The sequence below is a fragment of the Halobacillus alkaliphilus genome (assembly GCF_900113125.1).
Classification (GTDB): Bacteria; Bacillota; Bacilli; order Bacillales; family Halobacillaceae; genus Halobacillus; species Halobacillus alkaliphilus.
Genome location: NZ_FOOG01000036.1, coordinates 1 through 16,892, shown reverse-complemented (window position 1 = coordinate 16,892; position 16,892 = coordinate 1). Strand labels below are relative to the sequence as shown.

General features: G+C 39.5%; 18 protein-coding genes, 2 tRNA genes and 1 pseudogene. 5 read left to right on the top strand and 16 right to left on the bottom strand.

Translation table 11 applies throughout. The annotated features are described in order from the left end of the window. Nucleotides 1-225: 225 nt before the first annotated feature. Both tig and BMZ06_RS15925 read right to left on the bottom strand, forming a co-directional pair. Nucleotides 226-1,518 carry a trigger factor gene (gene tig, locus BMZ06_RS15930; RefSeq protein WP_089753468.1) on the bottom strand — a complete coding sequence of 431 codons (1,293 nt, stop codon included), beginning with the start codon at nucleotides 1,516-1,518 and terminating at the stop codon, nucleotides 226-228. A gap of 169 nt (nucleotides 1,519-1,687) precedes the next feature. After that, a complete protein-coding gene (locus BMZ06_RS15925) occupies nucleotides 1,688-2,668 on the bottom strand; it encodes a tetratricopeptide repeat protein (protein WP_089753466.1) in 981 nt (326 codons plus the stop codon). 380 nt (nucleotides 2,669-3,048) lie between these two features. Here BMZ06_RS15925 and sda point away from each other — a divergent pair, with 380 nt between their 5' ends. Further along, nucleotides 3,049-3,183 (top strand): sporulation histidine kinase inhibitor Sda, encoded by a 135-nt coding sequence (gene sda / locus BMZ06_RS21175; RefSeq protein ID WP_281244487.1) that lies wholly within the window; start codon nucleotides 3,049-3,051, stop codon nucleotides 3,181-3,183. A gap of 105 nt (nucleotides 3,184-3,288) precedes the next feature. Here sda and BMZ06_RS20815 read toward each other — a convergent pair whose 3' ends face one another. Next, nucleotides 3,289-3,465 (bottom strand): hypothetical protein, encoded by a 177-nt coding sequence (locus BMZ06_RS20815; RefSeq protein ID WP_175477910.1) that lies wholly within the window; start codon nucleotides 3,463-3,465, stop codon nucleotides 3,289-3,291. Between the two features lie 489 nt (nucleotides 3,466-3,954). On the opposite strand from BMZ06_RS20815, the gene BMZ06_RS15910 reads away from it, so the two are divergent. Beyond that, nucleotides 3,955-4,227, top strand: coding sequence for a hypothetical protein (locus BMZ06_RS15910; protein ID WP_089753458.1), 273 nt, complete (start codon nucleotides 3,955-3,957; stop codon nucleotides 4,225-4,227). Nucleotides 4,228-4,268: 41 nt separating this feature from the next. On the opposite strand, the gene BMZ06_RS15905 is transcribed toward BMZ06_RS15910, so the two are convergent. The 5 genes from BMZ06_RS15905 to qoxA are packed head-to-tail and all read right to left on the bottom strand — an operon-like array spanning nucleotide 4,269 to nucleotide 8,488. Beyond that, nucleotides 4,269-4,508 (bottom strand): cytochrome C oxidase subunit IV family protein, encoded by a 240-nt coding sequence (locus BMZ06_RS15905; RefSeq protein ID WP_089753456.1) that lies wholly within the window; start codon nucleotides 4,506-4,508, stop codon nucleotides 4,269-4,271. Between the two features lie 37 nt (nucleotides 4,509-4,545). Then, nucleotides 4,546-4,935 carry a cytochrome C oxidase subunit IV family protein gene (locus BMZ06_RS15900; protein WP_089753454.1) on the bottom strand — a complete coding sequence of 130 codons (390 nt, stop codon included), beginning with the start codon at nucleotides 4,933-4,935 and terminating at the stop codon, nucleotides 4,546-4,548. A 1-nt stretch (nucleotide 4,936) separates the two neighbouring features. Further along, entirely contained in the window at nucleotides 4,937-5,542 is a 606-nt protein-coding gene (gene qoxC, locus BMZ06_RS15895; protein WP_089753451.1) for a cytochrome aa3 quinol oxidase subunit III, read from the bottom strand. Between the two features lies 1 nt (nucleotide 5,543). After that, a complete protein-coding gene (gene qoxB, locus BMZ06_RS15890; protein WP_089753449.1) occupies nucleotides 5,544-7,481 on the bottom strand; it encodes a cytochrome aa3 quinol oxidase subunit I in 1,938 nt (645 codons plus the stop codon). 17 nt (nucleotides 7,482-7,498) lie between these two features. Further along, nucleotides 7,499-8,488, bottom strand: a complete 990-nt coding sequence (gene qoxA / locus BMZ06_RS15885; protein ID WP_089753447.1) for a cytochrome aa3 quinol oxidase subunit II — start codon at nucleotides 8,486-8,488, stop codon at nucleotides 7,499-7,501. A 747-nt stretch (nucleotides 8,489-9,235) separates the two neighbouring features. On the opposite strand from qoxA, the gene BMZ06_RS15875 reads away from it, so the two are divergent. Both BMZ06_RS15875 and BMZ06_RS15870 read left to right on the top strand, forming a co-directional pair. Further along, nucleotides 9,236-10,609: a M28 family peptidase gene (locus tag BMZ06_RS15875; RefSeq protein ID WP_089753444.1), complete on the top strand. Its 1,374-nt coding sequence runs from the start codon at nucleotides 9,236-9,238 to the stop codon at nucleotides 10,607-10,609. Nucleotides 10,610-10,925: 316 nt separating this feature from the next. Beyond that, a complete protein-coding gene (locus BMZ06_RS15870) occupies nucleotides 10,926-11,183 on the top strand; it encodes a hypothetical protein (protein WP_089753442.1) in 258 nt (85 codons plus the stop codon). 384 nt (nucleotides 11,184-11,567) lie between these two features. Here BMZ06_RS15870 and BMZ06_RS21070 read toward each other — a convergent pair. Further along, a pseudogene (locus BMZ06_RS21070) lies at nucleotides 11,568-11,657 on the bottom strand (DUF6366 family protein); the annotation flags it as partial. A gap of 228 nt (nucleotides 11,658-11,885) precedes the next feature. On the opposite strand from BMZ06_RS21070, the gene BMZ06_RS15860 reads away from it, so the two are divergent. After that, on the top strand, nucleotides 11,886-12,374 hold the full coding sequence (locus BMZ06_RS15860; protein WP_089753440.1) for a DUF2798 domain-containing protein: 489 nt from the start codon (nucleotides 11,886-11,888) through the stop codon (nucleotides 12,372-12,374). Nucleotides 12,375-12,852: 478 nt separating this feature from the next. Here the strand turns inward: BMZ06_RS15860 and BMZ06_RS15855 are convergent. From BMZ06_RS15855 to BMZ06_RS15825, 7 genes are all read right to left on the bottom strand, one after another. After that, nucleotides 12,853-12,926 (bottom strand) — tRNA-Arg (locus tag BMZ06_RS15855). 32 nt (nucleotides 12,927-12,958) lie between these two features. Further along, nucleotides 12,959-13,032 (bottom strand) — tRNA-Gly (locus BMZ06_RS15850). Between the two features lie 101 nt (nucleotides 13,033-13,133). Then, nucleotides 13,134-13,661, bottom strand: a complete 528-nt coding sequence (locus BMZ06_RS15845; RefSeq protein ID WP_089753438.1) for a metallophosphoesterase — start codon at nucleotides 13,659-13,661, stop codon at nucleotides 13,134-13,136. A gap of 13 nt (nucleotides 13,662-13,674) precedes the next feature. Beyond that, the gene (locus tag BMZ06_RS15840; RefSeq protein WP_089753436.1) at nucleotides 13,675-14,271 is read right to left on the bottom strand and encodes an XTP/dITP diphosphatase; all 597 of its coding nucleotides are present in this window, start codon (nucleotides 14,269-14,271) and stop codon (nucleotides 13,675-13,677) included. Beyond that, the gene (gene rph, locus BMZ06_RS15835; protein ID WP_089753434.1) at nucleotides 14,268-15,038 is read right to left on the bottom strand and encodes a ribonuclease PH; all 771 of its coding nucleotides are present in this window, start codon (nucleotides 15,036-15,038) and stop codon (nucleotides 14,268-14,270) included. The genes BMZ06_RS15840 and rph overlap by 4 nt, the downstream gene beginning before the upstream one ends. Before the next feature lie 131 nt (nucleotides 15,039-15,169). Continuing rightward, nucleotides 15,170-16,255 (bottom strand): GerMN domain-containing protein, encoded by a 1,086-nt coding sequence (locus BMZ06_RS15830; protein WP_089753432.1) that lies wholly within the window; start codon nucleotides 16,253-16,255, stop codon nucleotides 15,170-15,172. A gap of 178 nt (nucleotides 16,256-16,433) precedes the next feature. Continuing rightward, nucleotides 16,434-16,892 (bottom strand): RNA-guided endonuclease TnpB family protein (locus tag BMZ06_RS15825; RefSeq protein WP_139205844.1); only part of this gene is annotated, 459 nt, incomplete at its 5' end.

Sequence of the window (16,892 nt, the reverse complement as noted above, 5' to 3'; positions counted from 1 at the left end):
TCCTAACAAAAAAGCAATACCTATTAGAGGTGTGCGAATCTCTATTGCACCAACCTCATTATGTAGATATGTAATGGATAAGTCAAACAAAAGGATACCTCTATAGTGTATGTAAAACACAGGAAGTATCATTCATACTATCCACTAATTCTTTAACCTATACTCTACTAAGAGGAAATATAGGAGGAGACAAGAAGCAAACCCGCCCCTTGTCTCCAGATCCTCTTATTCAGATTTAGTTTTGCTGTTTTCAACTAATACGTCAATTGCTTTACGTATCTTAAGATCTTCTTTGATCATGTCGGTATTTCCGCCAAGCATTTGAGTCAACTGAGCTACATCTGTTTGATACATAGATGCCATATTCTCAAGCTCTGCATTAACATCTTCATCTGCAACATTTACATCTTCAGCTTCAGCAATTGCTTCAAGAGTCAAGTTAGTTTTAACTCTCTTGCCTGCATCTTCTTTCATTTGTTCACGAAGAGCGTCTTCATCCTGCCCTGTGAACTGGAAGTACATATCTTTGGTCATCCCCTGCATTTGAAGGCGCTGTTCAAATTCTTGAACCATGCGATCAAGTTCAGTGTCAACCATAGATTCTGGAATTTCTACTTCTGCATTCTCAGAAGCTTTTGTTACGAGTGTGTCACGTTTTTGGTTTTCAGCATCAGTTTTCTTTTGCTCTTCTAAACGTTCACGTGTTTTCTTAGTAAGTTCATCAAGAGATTCAACCTCTTCATCAACATCTTTTGCAAATTCATCATCAAGCTCTGGGAATTCTTTTCCTTTGATTTCATGAATGGTAACTTTGAATGTCGCTTCTTTTCCAGCAAGATCTTCTGCATGGTATTCTTCAGGGAAAGTAACAGTTACTTCTGTTTCTTCTCCTGCTTTCTTACCTACCAGCTGCTCTTCAAAACCTGGAATAAATGAACCTGACCCTACTTCTAGAGAGTAGTTCTCAGCTTGTCCACCTTCGAACGCCTCTCCATCAACGAAGCCTTCAAAGTCCATGACTACAGTATCGCCGTCTTCAACTTCGCCATCTTCTTTAACAACGAGTTCAGCTTGTTTCTCCTGTAGTTGTTTCAATTCGTTCTGCACATCTTCTTCGGTAACTTCTGTGCTTTGCTCTTCAACTTCCAAGCCTTTGTATTCTCCAAGAGTAACTTCAGGCTTAACTGTTACTTCAGCTGTAAATACCAGGTCTTCACCTTTTTCAATCTGTTTTACATCTACTTCCGGACGATCTACCGGCTCGATCCCAGTTTCTTCTACAGCATTTGAGTACGCCTGAGGAAGCACAATGTCAAGAGCATCCTGATAAAGAGATTCCACTCCGAAACGTTGCTCAAATAATTTCCGAGGTACTTTACCCTTACGGAATCCAGGTACTTGTACATCTTTGACTACTTTTTTGAAGGCTTGATCAAGCGCTTGGTCGAACTCACTTGCTGGTACTTCTACTGTTAAAGTACCTTGATTACCTTCTTGCTTTTCCCATTTTGCTGACATAAAAAATTCCCTCCAACATCTATTCATTCAATTTCGTCATTGGACGATTGTTCATTGATTCTATGACTCTTTATACATACGAATCTCATTTGCAACCATTATATTATAACATAAACAAACGGGCTTTCAAGATATGTACATATAAGTGGAATAATCTCACCTTTGATTGTTATTCTCCAATGATCAGAGAATAATGCTGTTCACACAATTCAATTTCTTCTATATATTTCTGGACATCCTCTACATTTGTCTTTTCACGGTAAGGCAGCTGCAAATACTGATGACCTATTTGTTTGAGCGCTTCAACAATAATAGGGACTTCATTCTCATTAGGAAACAACGGAAAGCGAACATAACAGTACCTATATAAAAGACGGTCCAGAATGACATACATGCTTGGATTATTTTGTTCGATTCCACCAAGTCTCATCTGTATTTGTTTTATAATGTAATCAGACTGTAATTGATTTAGTTTGCCAGGTACTACTTCAATTATCTGACCGAATTTTTGAACCTGCATTAGCTCTTCTATATCGGTATCTCTGAACCATTCAATTACTGCTGATTTGATAATTGGATGTACTAAGTTATCCTTAAGAATTGGTCTGAAGGTCTCTACATGCGGTAAAGCAGGCTGTTTCTTTAACTGGTTTACCATTGACCATTGCTTTTGAATATCATTTTTGTCCATTGCAGTCAGAAAATCATTAATCAGCTTTTCGCCCTGTTCTCGCTGGTAATCCTCTAGCAGCTTTCGGCTTACTTCGTACATCTGCCATAATTGAGTTCTACTTTGATGAGGAACATCTTCTGCTTCGAATACTTCGTCAAGTAGATCTACAATATCCTGATACCTGTTTGTTTGAAATAAAATCGTTATGTATATATGTAAATAGTGATAATAATGATCGATCTCTATTTTCATCTGTTTCTTACATAATTCCTCAGCTTCATCGAACTCGCCGAGCTCAATCCAGCTCATTAATAAGCCCGTATAAACATCATGATTGGCAGCATCATAGTCTAGAAGAGGCTGGAGAGATCGAACAGCGTCTTTGTATCGTTTTTCTTTAAGCGCCTGAAGCCCTTCCTTTTCCAAGTTGGTTTTCCATTTTGGGAACATCACAATATTCCCTTTATTATTTTCCATAAGACACCCTTCCTATAGCATTGGAGTTCTAGCATATTCTATTATGACCAAAATAGTAAAAATAAAACCTTCTGCGAGTCCCTTCTATTTAATTCCCCAACCTTATACTTATTAGGCTATATTAAAGCAGTTATTACTGAAACACAATGGAATTGCTTTCCTTCCCCTACAGAAAGTGTCGTGGTGAATCGCACTTTTTCCTCCTCATTCGATAGGAATCATTCTTTCTTTTATGTTTCAGAAAATCGAATTATGTCTATTTATTGATACCCTATCCAAAATGAGTCTTTAGTCTCATGTGCAAGTTTCCTTTTTTGATAAAATAAATAGTTGTGAATCGTAATTCACTCTATTAATAATTTCTAAGGAGCTGCATAGTTTTGTCACTTCTAGATGATCAAACGCTACTTGAAACTTATCTGGAGTCCGTCAAGCTTCAGTTAGATGATGATTTTGTATATCTTTTGACCAAGGAAATTGACAAAAGAGCTATTGAAATTCCACAAACTAACTAACACATATCATTCACTACACCAAACGTTACTGGTAGCTGCCGTAACGTTTTTTAGATGGTTTAAAACAGACTGGCTTCTTGTACTAGAAGCCAGTCTGTTTTATTATCAGCTGAACGGTAATTGGTCTGTTGATTGATTTTTCTGTGGAGGTGATGCAACCTTTGCTAAACCAGGAAGAACGTTTTGCAATTGTCCTGATTGGCCAGTCATTAAACTGTAAGTGGCTGCACCTACCCCTATGGAAGCAATTACTGGTAACCATTGTACATTCTGTCGTTTCATCTGACTTCCACGCTCCTTAAATCAAAGTAGCCGAATAGGCAATACTATTATGTGATTAGAAACGCTTCTGTATTCTTCCTAACATTTCCCACTCCATTTACTTGCGCATAAAAAAATTACCAACATAAATTTCCCAGACTTTAATTACAATAAAAGCAGGCCAGAAAATTAAAATAAACAGTAAATAAAAGATATAAAACGATCGATCCTCTCTCGTTTCATGTGTTGGTTCCTTCTGTACCATACAAAGGATGAATCCTGGCAAAATGTAGAATAAAAAAAACACGTGGAACCACTCCTTTATCATAGAATATGATCTTGTTAAAGAAATGGTTTTAAAAAAGTAATACTCAAGGATTTATAGTGAATCTGCCCCATTCCAGATATTTTGTGAATATTGTGTGTCATTTTCGAGAATTTTTTGTTACAATTAAAGAAAGATTAAGAATGCGCTTACATTATTATTTCCTTAAAAGGAGTTGTTTCTAAATGGATATTGTTATGATTTTCTTATTGCTCTCGACACTTACCCCATTTCTTTTCCTGAAAGTAGGAAGGTTATCTCTCGCGGTTATACAGTCCTTGATGCTGGTAGGTATGTGGGTCTATTATCTCCAGGCTGCGTTTAGTGTTGCGCCTGCCACATTCTCTCCGTTATGGATAATTTTTTATGCAGGACTTTTATTGTCTCAAGTAGGCTGGATCATGTTCATCGTATATATAGTCAGCAGCCATGGTAAGTACCAAAAAGAATTTCAATAAAAAAACAAACCCTCTACTTTATATAAAGTAGAGGGTTTAATTTATCTGTACGTCTTTAGATTTTGAAGCTGAACATGGAACAATTGGAAAATCGCCTGTGTGAATGCCAAGCCTGAAACAGCGTAAAGCAGAAGTTTAGGCGAGTAAGCTGTATAGAGTGCTCCCCATAACGAAATAGCTGTTAGTAAAATACAAAGCATAAAACCAATAACATGTTTTTGGGATAATATCTCCGTGGCTTGATTTCTTTCACTATCATGGACTTTTTCACTTAATTTCATATACATCACCACCAGATTATTAAATTACATTTTTATGTTAATGGCTAGAATTCTCTGTAGAACCTTCATTTTCATTATGCTCTTCCTGTTGCTGCTGCTGATTATGACCATCACCGTCATGATCATGAGTGAAGCCAAAGGACATGGTAAACAGTGAACCAGCTACAAGTATGGTTGCAAGAACGCCGCCATGAAACATCATATTCCATGGCACGTGACCGCCCTGACTTTCCGGTTCTACTACGTGCATAAACATAAACAACTGTATGCCTGCCTGAATAATGGCTAAGGCCATTATTCCGATGATAATCCATCTAACGGACAAATCAGATTGCAAAGCTGCCCAAGCGGCTACTAAGGTTAACGTAATCGATACGATAAAACCAACAATATGTTGAGTAGGAATACGTTTGTTATGAGTTGTCATATTAAACCACCATCCCTATCAAGTAAACGCTTGTGAAAATGAAAATCCACACTACGTCTAGAAAGTGCCAGTAAAGACCAATTACAAAAAATTTGCGACTGGTTTTTGGGGTTAATCCTCTCTGTGTTAATTGAATAAGCAGGAGAATCACCCATCCAATACCAAGAGTAACGTGCAATCCGTGTGTTCCTGCTAGTGTAAAGAAAGAAGACCAGTATGCACTTGACTGCAGTGTTGCTCCTTCATGAGAATAATGTACAAATTCGTAAATTTCAAAACCCAAGAATCCCAGCCCGAGGATCAGGGTTACAATCATCCAGTTACGTAATCCTTTTACAGATCCTCTTCGCATTTCATGAATGGCGATACCGCAAGTAAAACTACTTGTTAAAAGCATAAAAGTCATGATCAGCACAGTCTTCGCTTCAAAAAGCTCTCCAGGAGAAGGAGCATCAGCTGTCCTTCCGAATAATACAGCATAAGTGGCAAAGAGTGTAGCAAACAATACAATTTCTGCACCTAAGAATATCCAGAAGCCAAGAATGCTCAGCCGGCCTTCTTCGGTTCTATATTCTAATGGTCCTGTTTTCAACTCATGAGAACTCATTTTATAACCTCCTTGCCGAGCGTTCCGTACGCTTAATTTCATCTACTTCTACGTGGAAGCCTTCGTCATAGTCGAAGGAACGTATAATCATCATAACCAATACGGCAAGCAAGCCGCCTATAGCCATCCACATCCACTCGAATACAAGTCCAAATCCTGATACAAACATGAAAGCCATCATAATAAACGGCTGTCCCGTGTTGCTCGGCATGTGAATAGGCTCTACTTCATCTTCTTCAAACGTCGTTTTACCTTCTTGTTTTAACTTCACGTAAGCATCCTGACTATCAATATGCGGAAGTGTTGCAAAGTTATAAAAAGGTACAGGAGTAGGAGTAGCCCATTCAAGCGTTCTTCCATTATCCCAACTATCTCCTGTTTTCTCACGTTCGCTGTAACGGTAGCTGTAAAGAATAGCGAATACAAAAATGGCAAAGCCAACACCCATTCCAAATGCACCGACAGTAGAAATAATGTTCAGCGGCATCCACTCAGGAATGATAGTAAAGACACGACGCGGCATTCCATCTAAACCTACAAAGTATTGCGGGAAGAAACAGACATGGAATCCAATAACAAAGAACCAGAAGCTCCATTTTCCGAGTCTTTCGTTAAGCTTGTGCCCGAACATTTTCGGATACCAGAATACTAGACCTGAGAAGCAGGCAAATACCGTACCGGCAATTAATACATAGTGAAAGTGCGCTACCAGGAAGTAAGTGTTATGGAACTGATAGTCTGCGGATGCCATACCAAGCATAACTCCGGTAACACCACCGATGACGAAACTCGGTATAAAAGCAAGGGCCCACATCATAGCTACTGTGTTATTAATTTTAGACTTATACAAGGTACCCAGCCAGTTGAATATTTTCACACCGGTCGGCACTGCAATAAGCATGGTCGATATGGAGAAGACCGAGTTTACAAAAGCACCAGCACCCATAGTAAAGAAGTGGTGAACCCATACAAGGAAACTCAATCCAGCGATTAGTATGATCGCCCATACCATAGCTTTGTAACCAAATAGCTGCTTACGAGCAAATGCTGAAATGACCTCAGAAAATATACCGAATGCAGGAAGTATCACAATATAAACTTCAGGGTGTCCCCACATCCAGAACAAGTTCGCCCACATCATCGGCATACCTTCACCTGTTAAGGTAAAGAATTGAGCTCCGAATATACGGTCAAGTGTCATTAGAGCTAAAGCAACCGTCAAAATCGGGAAAGCAAATACAATAATGAAAGATGTAATCAAAGTAGACCAGGTAAAGATTGGCATCTGAAACATTCTCATTTTTGGAGCTCTCATTTTTAAGATAGTTACCATAAAGTTAATACCAGTTGCCAATGTACCAATTCCTGATAATTGTAAGCCCAGGAGGTAAAAGTTTTGGCCTGGGCCCGGACTCATGGCAGCTCCTGCCAGCGGGGTATAACTAGTCCACCCGGCATCCGGAGAGCCGCCGATAACAAACGATATATTAAACAGCATAGCCCCGAATAAAAATGACCAGAAGCTTAAAGCATTTAAATAAGGAAAGGCTACGTCCCTTGCCCCAATCTGCAAAGGAACAACAAAGTTCATAAGCCCAATCAAAAACGGCATGGCCATGAAGATAATCATAACTGTACCGTGCGTGGTAAAGATTTCGTCATAATGCTGGGCGTTTAAAAAGTTCATATTCGGAAACGCCAGCTGCGTCCTCATCATCATAGCGTCTACGCCCCCGCGGAATAACATCGCAAGAGCACTTAAAATATACATAATTCCAATTTTTTTATGGTCAACCGTTGTAAGCCACTCACGCCAGAGCCATCCCCATTTCTTGTAATACGTTAGGAAAAATAACATGGAGATCGTCACGAGGGCAATGGAAACCATTCCCGCGTAAATGAGAGGTTCACCGGTCACAAAAAATTCGTCTAGTTGCAAAATTACTCACCTGCTTCCTAATGATCTCTGTCGCTTTCGTGATCGTCATTATTTTCTTCGTCCATAAAGTCTTCAGCATCCTGATGACTTTCTAAATGCATTAATTCACCATATTTCTCAAAATGACGATTAATGGCATAATCCATCCCCTCAGGGTTTCCGTGATTAACCCAGGCTAAGTGAGTAGATGAAAACTCATGTTCTTCCGTCAAACCGGGCGCAAGTAATTCATCATATCTTTCCTGAGTTAGTTCTGGCGCCTGATCTTGGGTCTCACTCACCCATTGATCATACTCTTCAGGGCTTTCTGCATAAACTTCAAACGTTTGCTTCGTAAAACCTTCTCCATTGAAGTTTGAGTTTCTGCCTTTATAGACACCCTCTTCATCCGCTTCCAGATAATGAGTGTTCATCATTCCTGCCATATTGTACTTTTGACCGCCTAGTCGTGGAATCCACAGTGCAGTCATAGCATCAGCAGAAGATAATTTAAACTCAATCGGCCGATCTGTCGGAATATGCAAATAGTTCACAGTCTCTATGTTTTCTTCCGGATAACTGAAGAACCATTTCCAATCCGCTGTAGTTGCGTGGATAACCAGAGGTTCCTGTTCTTCTTCGTTTGCCTCTACCTCCGGTGGTTTTTCCAATTGAAATAATGTATCCACAGTTGGAATACTTAGGGCGATAACAATAATAAAAGGAATAACCGTCCAAATTACTTCAATTTTGTTGTTTCCGTGCATATGAGGATCATAATCTGTTTCCTTACGACCCGGTCTATTCTCTCTATACTTAACGACCATATACGTAAAGGCTGCAAATACGACAACCACAATAAACAACATAAAATAGACGGAGTATAAAATAAGGTCTTTTTGAGTTTGGGCTACAGGGCCTTTGGGATCTAAAACAGCAAGCTCGCTATTACAGCCGCTTAGCAGCAAAACCATACTTAGCGGCAGTAAAGCCAATCCCTTTTTAAACAACCGGTTTATGTTTTTCACTGAGAAGTACACTCCTTTTCTATTATTCTATCTAATTAGGTACATCCTTTTTTTAGCGCCAACTGCCTGTATTATAGCAAAAAATGTAGAATAATAGCTCAAGTTAATAAAATTGTCATTTATCTCTCACACTTTCCAATAATTTTTCTGGTTTGCATTCTATGATTTGACATCCGTTTATTTGTTTTAACTTGAGCCCCTCCATTCCAATCATTACGACCTTCTATGATTTATCCCTGAACTTAAAAAACAGATGCCTTGCCTCAAACCATGAACATTTATGTTGTCTTTGGATCAACTTTACATATTCTGAAAATAATTTCTGGTTCGCTGCAAAATCCTGAGAATTTAATTTTTTATTATTCTCAATTGGAGACAGAACCGTTTTCGGTATATTCAGTGGCTCATCGTTGAACAAATTCATTTGCTCCATAATTAACTTATTCCCTCCTCTAAACGCCAAAACGGCATTTAATACATAGTAAAATACCACTGCCGAGCAATATTTCAGGAAATTGATTCTTAAGTATCATTCACCTGTTCTACCATTACCCGTAATTGATAAAGCAGACACTTTTAATCATACATTCGACAGCTTGCTTCAGAAACTTCCATTTTTGGTATAGGCCCTAAGTTGGCATCCTAATCTAATCTCCTATTAATTTTAAAAAGGCTCTATTTCCATTTTTTGTGAAATGAAATATAGTTATAGTACCACGAGCTACATATTCAAGGAGGAATAAGTTTATGTCAAAAAAAGCAATAAAAGTGATGTTAGCGGCTGGATTAATTTTAAGCTCTGCTCCAGCAACAGTTGATGCTGCCCCCTCTGTTCTTAACAGCAGTAGTGATCATGCGTTCGATAACAAGGTTATTAAAAAAATTAGTGCTGATCGACTCTATGAACGAGTAGATTTCCTTTCAAAAAACCCAAGAGAAGCTGGAACAGAAGGTGAATATAATGCGGTGCAGTATATAAAAGGAAAGTTTGAAAGCTATGGATATGATACGGAATTACAACCTTTTACTTTTCAAGACTGGTACGCAGGTGTTTCTTCCATAGTTATTAATGACAAAGTTTTTCGCGAAGGTGTTCGCACCTTTAATGGATCAGTAAATGGGATAGTGAACTCTAAACTTCAATTTGTTGGTTTAGCATCTAAAGAAGAAGTCACTGACTCAGTAAAAGGTAAAATCGCCTTAATTGAGAGAGGCTCTATTAGTTTTTATGAAAAAGTCCAAAATGTTTTAGATAAAGGCGCTATAGGAGTGATCATGTTTAACCGAGAAGGAGAAAAAGGCAATGATTTCGGTTATACATACGAGGGACAGAATATACCAGCTGTAGCTATAGACCGCGAAACAGGATTATCCCTGGTGAACCAACTTCAATCAGAAGAAGTAAATGCAGAAATATCCGTTCAAGATGCGGGAGTAATCGATAAAACTTCATATAATGTCATTGCTACAATGAAACCTCATAAAAACAAAGATAATGGTCAAATTATTACGGTTGGTGCTCACCATGATTCTGTAGCGGGAGGCCCAGGTGCTAACGATGATGCATCAGGTGTGTCCGGAGTGCTGGAACTAGCCAAAATAATGGCCAATACTCCGACGGATACTGAATTACGATTTATGACATTCGGTGCTGAGGAAAAGGGGCTAATTGGTTCTTACTACTATGCAGGCACCTTAAGTGAAGATGAAGTTCGTCGAACGGTCGCCCATTTTCAAATGGATATGATAGGAAGTCGTGATTCTGGAGATTTAATTATGTTTACACCTGATGGAGAAAAGAATCTGGTAACCGATTTAGGGGCAGCTGCGGGAGCGAGGGTAGCAGAAGTCGTGGAATACGGACAGCTCGGCCGCAGTGACCACGTCCCCTTCTTTGAACGCGGCATACCGTCTGCTTTATTCATTCATGCACCCCTTGAGCCATGGTATCATTCTCCTGAAGATACAGTGGATAAAATTAGCAAAGATAAGTTGAAAGAAACCACAGAAATTGTTGGAGCTGCGGTCTATCAGATAGCACGTCCGGATACTCCAGCTCTTGAAAACGCACGAGTTGCGCCCGGACCAGTTCAATATGAGTTTGACGACAGACCCCTTTAAAAGGAGCTGACAATCTATTCCTGTATAACATAAGCGCTGAAACCTTAAGTGAAGGTTTCAGCGCTTTTTTAAAGTCATTCAAGGAAAGGGCTAAACATCCCTTAGATTGGTCATTAAAACGAATGTCACCTTACAAAACTTCCATCTGCTTGGCTTACTATTCTCATGCACCTCCAAAATGTAGCAAGCAGCCACCCTTATGAGACTTTATTCTATCTAATCCGACAAAAACTCTGATTGCGTTAAGCCTTCAGTAAGCAAATAATAATAGTATATATATTTCGTTTAAACTATCCTAAAGAGGAGGGTTCTGCTATTGAATTTATTGCATAAACTTGAAAGCGATGGTTACCTCTCGGCTGACGGGAATGTAAACACCCCAAATCAAGAATTAATATTATTAAAAGATTTGCTAAATGAATCGTACTTAAGAGATCTAACGGGACACCACACGTTCTTCATTAGATACTATCCACTCGAATCAAAGCCTTACCTGGAAGTATATTTTGGCCAAAGGTGTCTAAAATTCAACCTGATTGAAAATGGTCTGGATTTAGTTAGATTGTCATCCTAGTATTCCTTGTTCCTGAATGAATTGGTAAAATCATGCTTCATTATAAATTAGTGCAATACGTTTGTGTCACGCATGTGATTCATTACCCCTGCCTAGTACATTTTCAACTTTTGTTACTTCAGAATCGTTACCTTGATATTTGGTTGGTTTTATTTAACTAGGGTATAACCTAAGAAAAACGCTGAATCCTTTAGCACAAAAGGACTCAGCGTTTTATACATTAGTGTCCCATGAGAGGTTCGAACTCCCGACCAAAATTATAGCCAATATTTAAAACGTTAAATTGAAGGTCATTGATACGTTCATTGAGTCGTTCATTTTCCGAACTTTCGACTGTTTACATTTATAACACCGATTCAATATCTCTAATAAAGGAAAGCCCTTTTACTTGAAGAAAAAAGATACAATAACAAACCCACTTATGATTACAAGAACAAGAATTCCTGTACCTTTCCAACCTAAACGGCCTACTAAATCAACATGTTTCTTCTGTCCTCTCTATTCCAGTAGGGTTTTTCTTAATTCCTCTTCTCTTAGACTCTCTCTTTGTTTTTCATTTACTCCCTTTTCGTCAATTGTTTTATTGATCTCCATGACTTTTCTCCCTCCAAAATGTTCACATTTTTGTCACTTACGAAACTTACTTATATTTAACTATACTTATCAAATGGCAGTGAATATAAAAAAAGGAGTGGAAATGAATTGCCTACAACTAGAAAAGAAGGTTTATATTTTGGTTCTATGATGTGCTTTGGAATGGTTGTTATAATGACTATTTATAACATGTACATGAATGATCTGTTTGGCATCCTATCATTTAAGGAGATTGTCATTCAATTTGTGCTTGCTTATGTCATTGCTCTTGTATTGGATTTATTCTTTGTGGGTCCGTTAGCTAGTAAGATCGTCTCTTTGCTACCGTTTAGCAAAAAAAATATACCCCTGTTTGTTATTTCTATGTCCACATGTATGGTATTTGGAATGGCTTTTTGTATGTCATTTTATGGCTTGGTTACGTCGTATTTACATTCTGGGGTTCAAAATGGAACACTTTATAAAGACTACTTGCATATCTTCACATTTAATTTCATATTTGCTCTTCCATTGCAACTTGTAGTTATGGGACCCATCATTCGCTTGTTGTTTATCAAGTTTATTAAAAAGAACACACAATCGTTAACAGCAAACTAATACCTTAGCTCTTTCCATATGGGGAGGGCTATTATTATTTTACTCTTCTTCCCTTCGGATAAGTGAAACCTTTATTGAGCTTAAAACCCAAGTTGTGTACTCGCTTATCGCGCGAGGCCTCTTCCCGCTTATCTCCATTTATCGAGCAATTGTAGCTAGAGCCTTTTCAATAGTGAAACGGTCTGTATTCCGTTCTTTCGACCGATTAGTAGTCTTAGCTTTTGGAGCTGTGGAAGCACTAATATCTGCCTCTTGTACCATCTCTTTGGCGAGTCTTTCCTCAAATAACCCGCTTAAGTCCTCTGTTAGCTTTAATATTGCTTTCTTTTTTCATAAAAAAAAGCCTTCAATTCCGTTAAATTTAATTTAGTCGTAACAGTTCAGTTTCGGGTGGATTTCCGAGTTCAACCGTTGTATTGACCGTTTCATTTAACGTCATTGAAAGCTTTATTGTCGGCTTTTAAGCCTCTTTGTTTAGTGTCCCAGGAGAGATTCGAACTCCCGACCCACAGCTTAGAAGGCTGTTGCTCTATCCTGCTGAGCTACTGGGACAAGATTAAGTATTTTCAAATTAAATTATGATATGGAGCGGGTGAAGGGAATCGAACCCTCATCATCAGCTTGGAAGGCTGAGGTTTTACCACTAAACTACACCCGCATCTTTAGAAATCATTATCTTTAAATATCTATATCGTTTAAGCGGACAAAAACTATTATAATAAGAACTCTTATATTTGTCAATAGGGTTGCAGCAAAGAATTATTTCTTTGCTGCAAGTGATGCTTCCAGATATAAGTCCGGCATGACATCCCCATTGATATGATAGAATTGTAACTGCAAATTATCAAGTGACGTCCATTCAAGAATGGCGTACGTTGGCTCTTCCCGATCTCTAGGAAGATGGCAGCTCCCCGGGTTAATAAAAAGTTTTTCATTCACTTTTTCGGCTCCTGCAATATGGGAATGACCAAAACAGGCTATTTGAGCTCCTACTTCTTCAGCTTTGTAGGAAAGCGGCATTAGTGTAGATTTAATTTGGTAAAGGTGACCATGAGTCACCAGAAAAGTAATATCCCCTACTGAGACCACCTGATCATTTTCCATTTCAGGTTCAAAATCACAATTCCCTTTTGCATAATGGAAGCCTTCTAATTCCTTTGAATCATAACTTAGTTCAGAATCGCCACAGTGAAGCATAGCGTCCACTTCATGCTGGTGACGTTTTTTCACGTCATTTAACTCTTGTTCCAGACCGTGGCTGTCACTAATGATTAATACTTTTGGCATCTGGACCACCTCTTTACGATTGATCTTTTAACCACTCTTCTATTTGCAGGATAGCATAATGTCGATGACTGATGGAATTCTTTTCTTCAGAAGTATGCTCAGCCATCGTTCGATCAGACCCTTTTGGTATGAAAATTGGGTCATACCCAAAACCATTCGCTCCTCTGGACATTAAAGCAATACTGCCTTCACATATCCCGGTTTTCACAAAGGTGTCTTCATTCGGTCGGGCTACGGCTATGGCGCATACAAAACGGGCCGTCCTTTTTTCTAATGGCGTATCTATAAGCTCATCAAGAACTTTTTCCATGTTCTTATCGTCATCTTTATCTTTCCCTGCATACCGGGCCGAGTAAACACCCGGTGCTCCATCCAATGCATCAATTTCAAGACCTGAATCATCTGCGATCACCGGAATTTGGTAGTGCTTCATTGCAGCCTCTGCTTTTATAGCTGCATTTTCAGCAAAGGTGGCACCGGTCTCTTCAATATCCGTTATCTGTTCATCAAAATCGAGTAAAGACTTAACCGCTATATCATAAGCAGCAAAAAGCTCCTGAAACTCGCCGACTTTTCCGGCGTTTTTTGTTGCAATTAAAACCTCTTTCATGATTGACCCCCCGTTTGTGCTGCTTGTTTAGCAGAAATAACCTCTGCCCATTCTCCAATTGCTTCCCGTTGAAGTTCCACAAGCTCAGTAACTCCTTCTTGAGCCAGGGTAAGCATCGTCTGCAGCTGGGGCATAGAGAAAGTCGCTTCTTCTCCCGTGCCTTGGAGTTCTACAAATTCTCCATTTCCAGTCATGACTACGTTCATGTCTACCTGCGCTTTGCTATCTTCTTCATAACATAAATCCAGTACTTCTTCCCCTTCTGGAAGTACACCTACTGATATAGCAGTTAAATAATCATGAATCGGCAGCTCTTTAATGGATTTATTATTCACCAATTTTCCTAACGCAAGGACCACAGCAACAAATGCCCCTGTTATAGAAGCTGTTCGTGTGCCTCCATCTGCTTGAATAACATCACAGTCTACCCAAAGTGTTCGCTCGCCAATTTTATCTAAATCCACTACTGCCCGTAGCGCACGCCCGATTAAGCGTTGGATTTCCATTGTACGTCCTGAAACTTTTCCTTTTGAAGACTCCCGGATGTTTCTATTCTCCGTCGCTCTCGGGAGCATGGCATATTCAGCCGTGATCCAGCCTTTTCCCTGGTTTCGTAAAAACGGTGGGACACGGTCCTCAATACTGGCATTACAAATTACTTTTGTATCTCCAAAACTTATTAATACCGAACCTTCCGGATGTTTAACATAATCAGTTTCTATCGTCACTTTTCTTAATTGATTTACTTTTCTTTGATCGTTTCTCATTAAAGCCGCCTCCTTCTTCTACTCCATTATCCTAGCCCATCTTAACACAATTTATAGCTGCTCGGTAGTAAGTCTGTTCTTCTACTCTTCCAAAAAGAAAAAGGGCACCTTTGCCGGCACCCTTTTCCATTTTAGAATTCTTCAGCTTTATTGATATCAGATCGACTCACGGGTTCTACTAGAGGCTCCCCTGATTCATTCATAACCTGCTCGGTGCCCTCTACCTGCACTTCTACGGATTCAACGTCGGAAAGATCAGTTAAACTCATGACCAGGCTGGCTAACGCTTCATCGGATAGCGACTTTTGTTCTTCACCGGATAATATTGCTTCGTTAAAGGAAAGCTTCAAAACCCCATTCTTGAGATCTGTACCTGTCACCTGTGCACCTTCATTAAAAGGGTGAAGCAGTGAGGTTCCAAGTTCAGGTCCGTTCAGAAGGGCTTGGACCACGGAGGAGTAGCTGTCGTCACCCTTCTGAACTCGTGTGGTAACAGGAACTTGATAAACCTGATCACCATTTTGAGTTGGAAAATAGACAGTAACAGCTTCACTATCGACTACATCCGTTTGGTCACCCACATGAATATTGATTCCATTGGAGCGGGAAACCCCATCTGTTAGAGGGGTCCCACCGACTGGCATAACATCTTGTTCATGACCATTGATCCACAGTTTGATTCGTTTTACATTTTCAAACTGCGTTAAGGTATACGTCATGGCTTGAAGGATTTTTTGTTCATCCTTTTCCTCATAATTCTTGAATTCAGGGGAAACATCTACCACCATCGTTCCATCGGCTTCCGGGTTGAGACCCAAAATTTCGGTACCTGCCGGCAAAACCGCTTGAAATCCATTAGGCAGTAAATTCGTAACTGGACCATCCTTAACTAAGTATTCAAGTGCCTGAGTCGCTGCTTCTTCAGACGCAGGTAGTTCAAGAGTTTGGGGAACGACCATACCGCTAGCATCCAATAGATAAAGCTCCCTCTTTACCGTACCGGATGACTCCTCTTCAGTAGTTTTTCCCTCTTCTTTCGTCTCTTCTTCCGGTGATGCAGCTTCACTTTCCATTTCTGGTTCAGTGACTGTTGTCTCCTCCGGTACATCCATTTTTTCTAAAGTTTGCTCTCCCTCAAATAAGCAGCCGCTTAAAAGTCCTGAACTTATTAATAACAAAACCGCAATAAAATAGGGTTTGTAACCAGACTTCTTCATCGTTTCCCCTCCTGAGATTGATTGTACTACCATATATACGAGCCCAAGAAAGGAATAGACCAGAGATTTTTCAAACTGCTTCTTATTCAATTAACTTGAACTACCCCCACTTACTCGCTGACGCTCCTTGAAGTTGGGGGATTCCTAAGAGCACGAACCTAACGGTTCGTTCAAATGATTAGGCTAGCCCCGTCGCACCGACGGTTGGAAGGATTCTTTTAATTTCCTTCAATATATTGAAACTCGCATTTAGATCTCGGTCGTGGCGGGAGCCGCAATTCGGGCAGTTCCACGTTCGAACAGCGAGATTCTTCACCTCATTGTTTTGGTATCCGCACTTGGAACACAGCTGAGAACTCGCAAAAACTTTTGATACGGGTACCAATTGTTTTCCGTACCATTCGGCTTTGTATTCGAGCATAGAGGTGAAGATCGACCAGCTCGCATCACTAATCGATTTGGATAGTTTTCGGTTTTTGAGCATATTGGAAATTTGAAGATTTTCTACCCCGATCACATCGTGGTTTTTGATGATTTCGGTAGAAATTTTATGCAGATAATCCTTGCGAGAGTTCGCAATCTTTTCGTGGAGTCTGGCTACTTTAATACGTTGCTTATGCCCATTCGAAGAACCCTT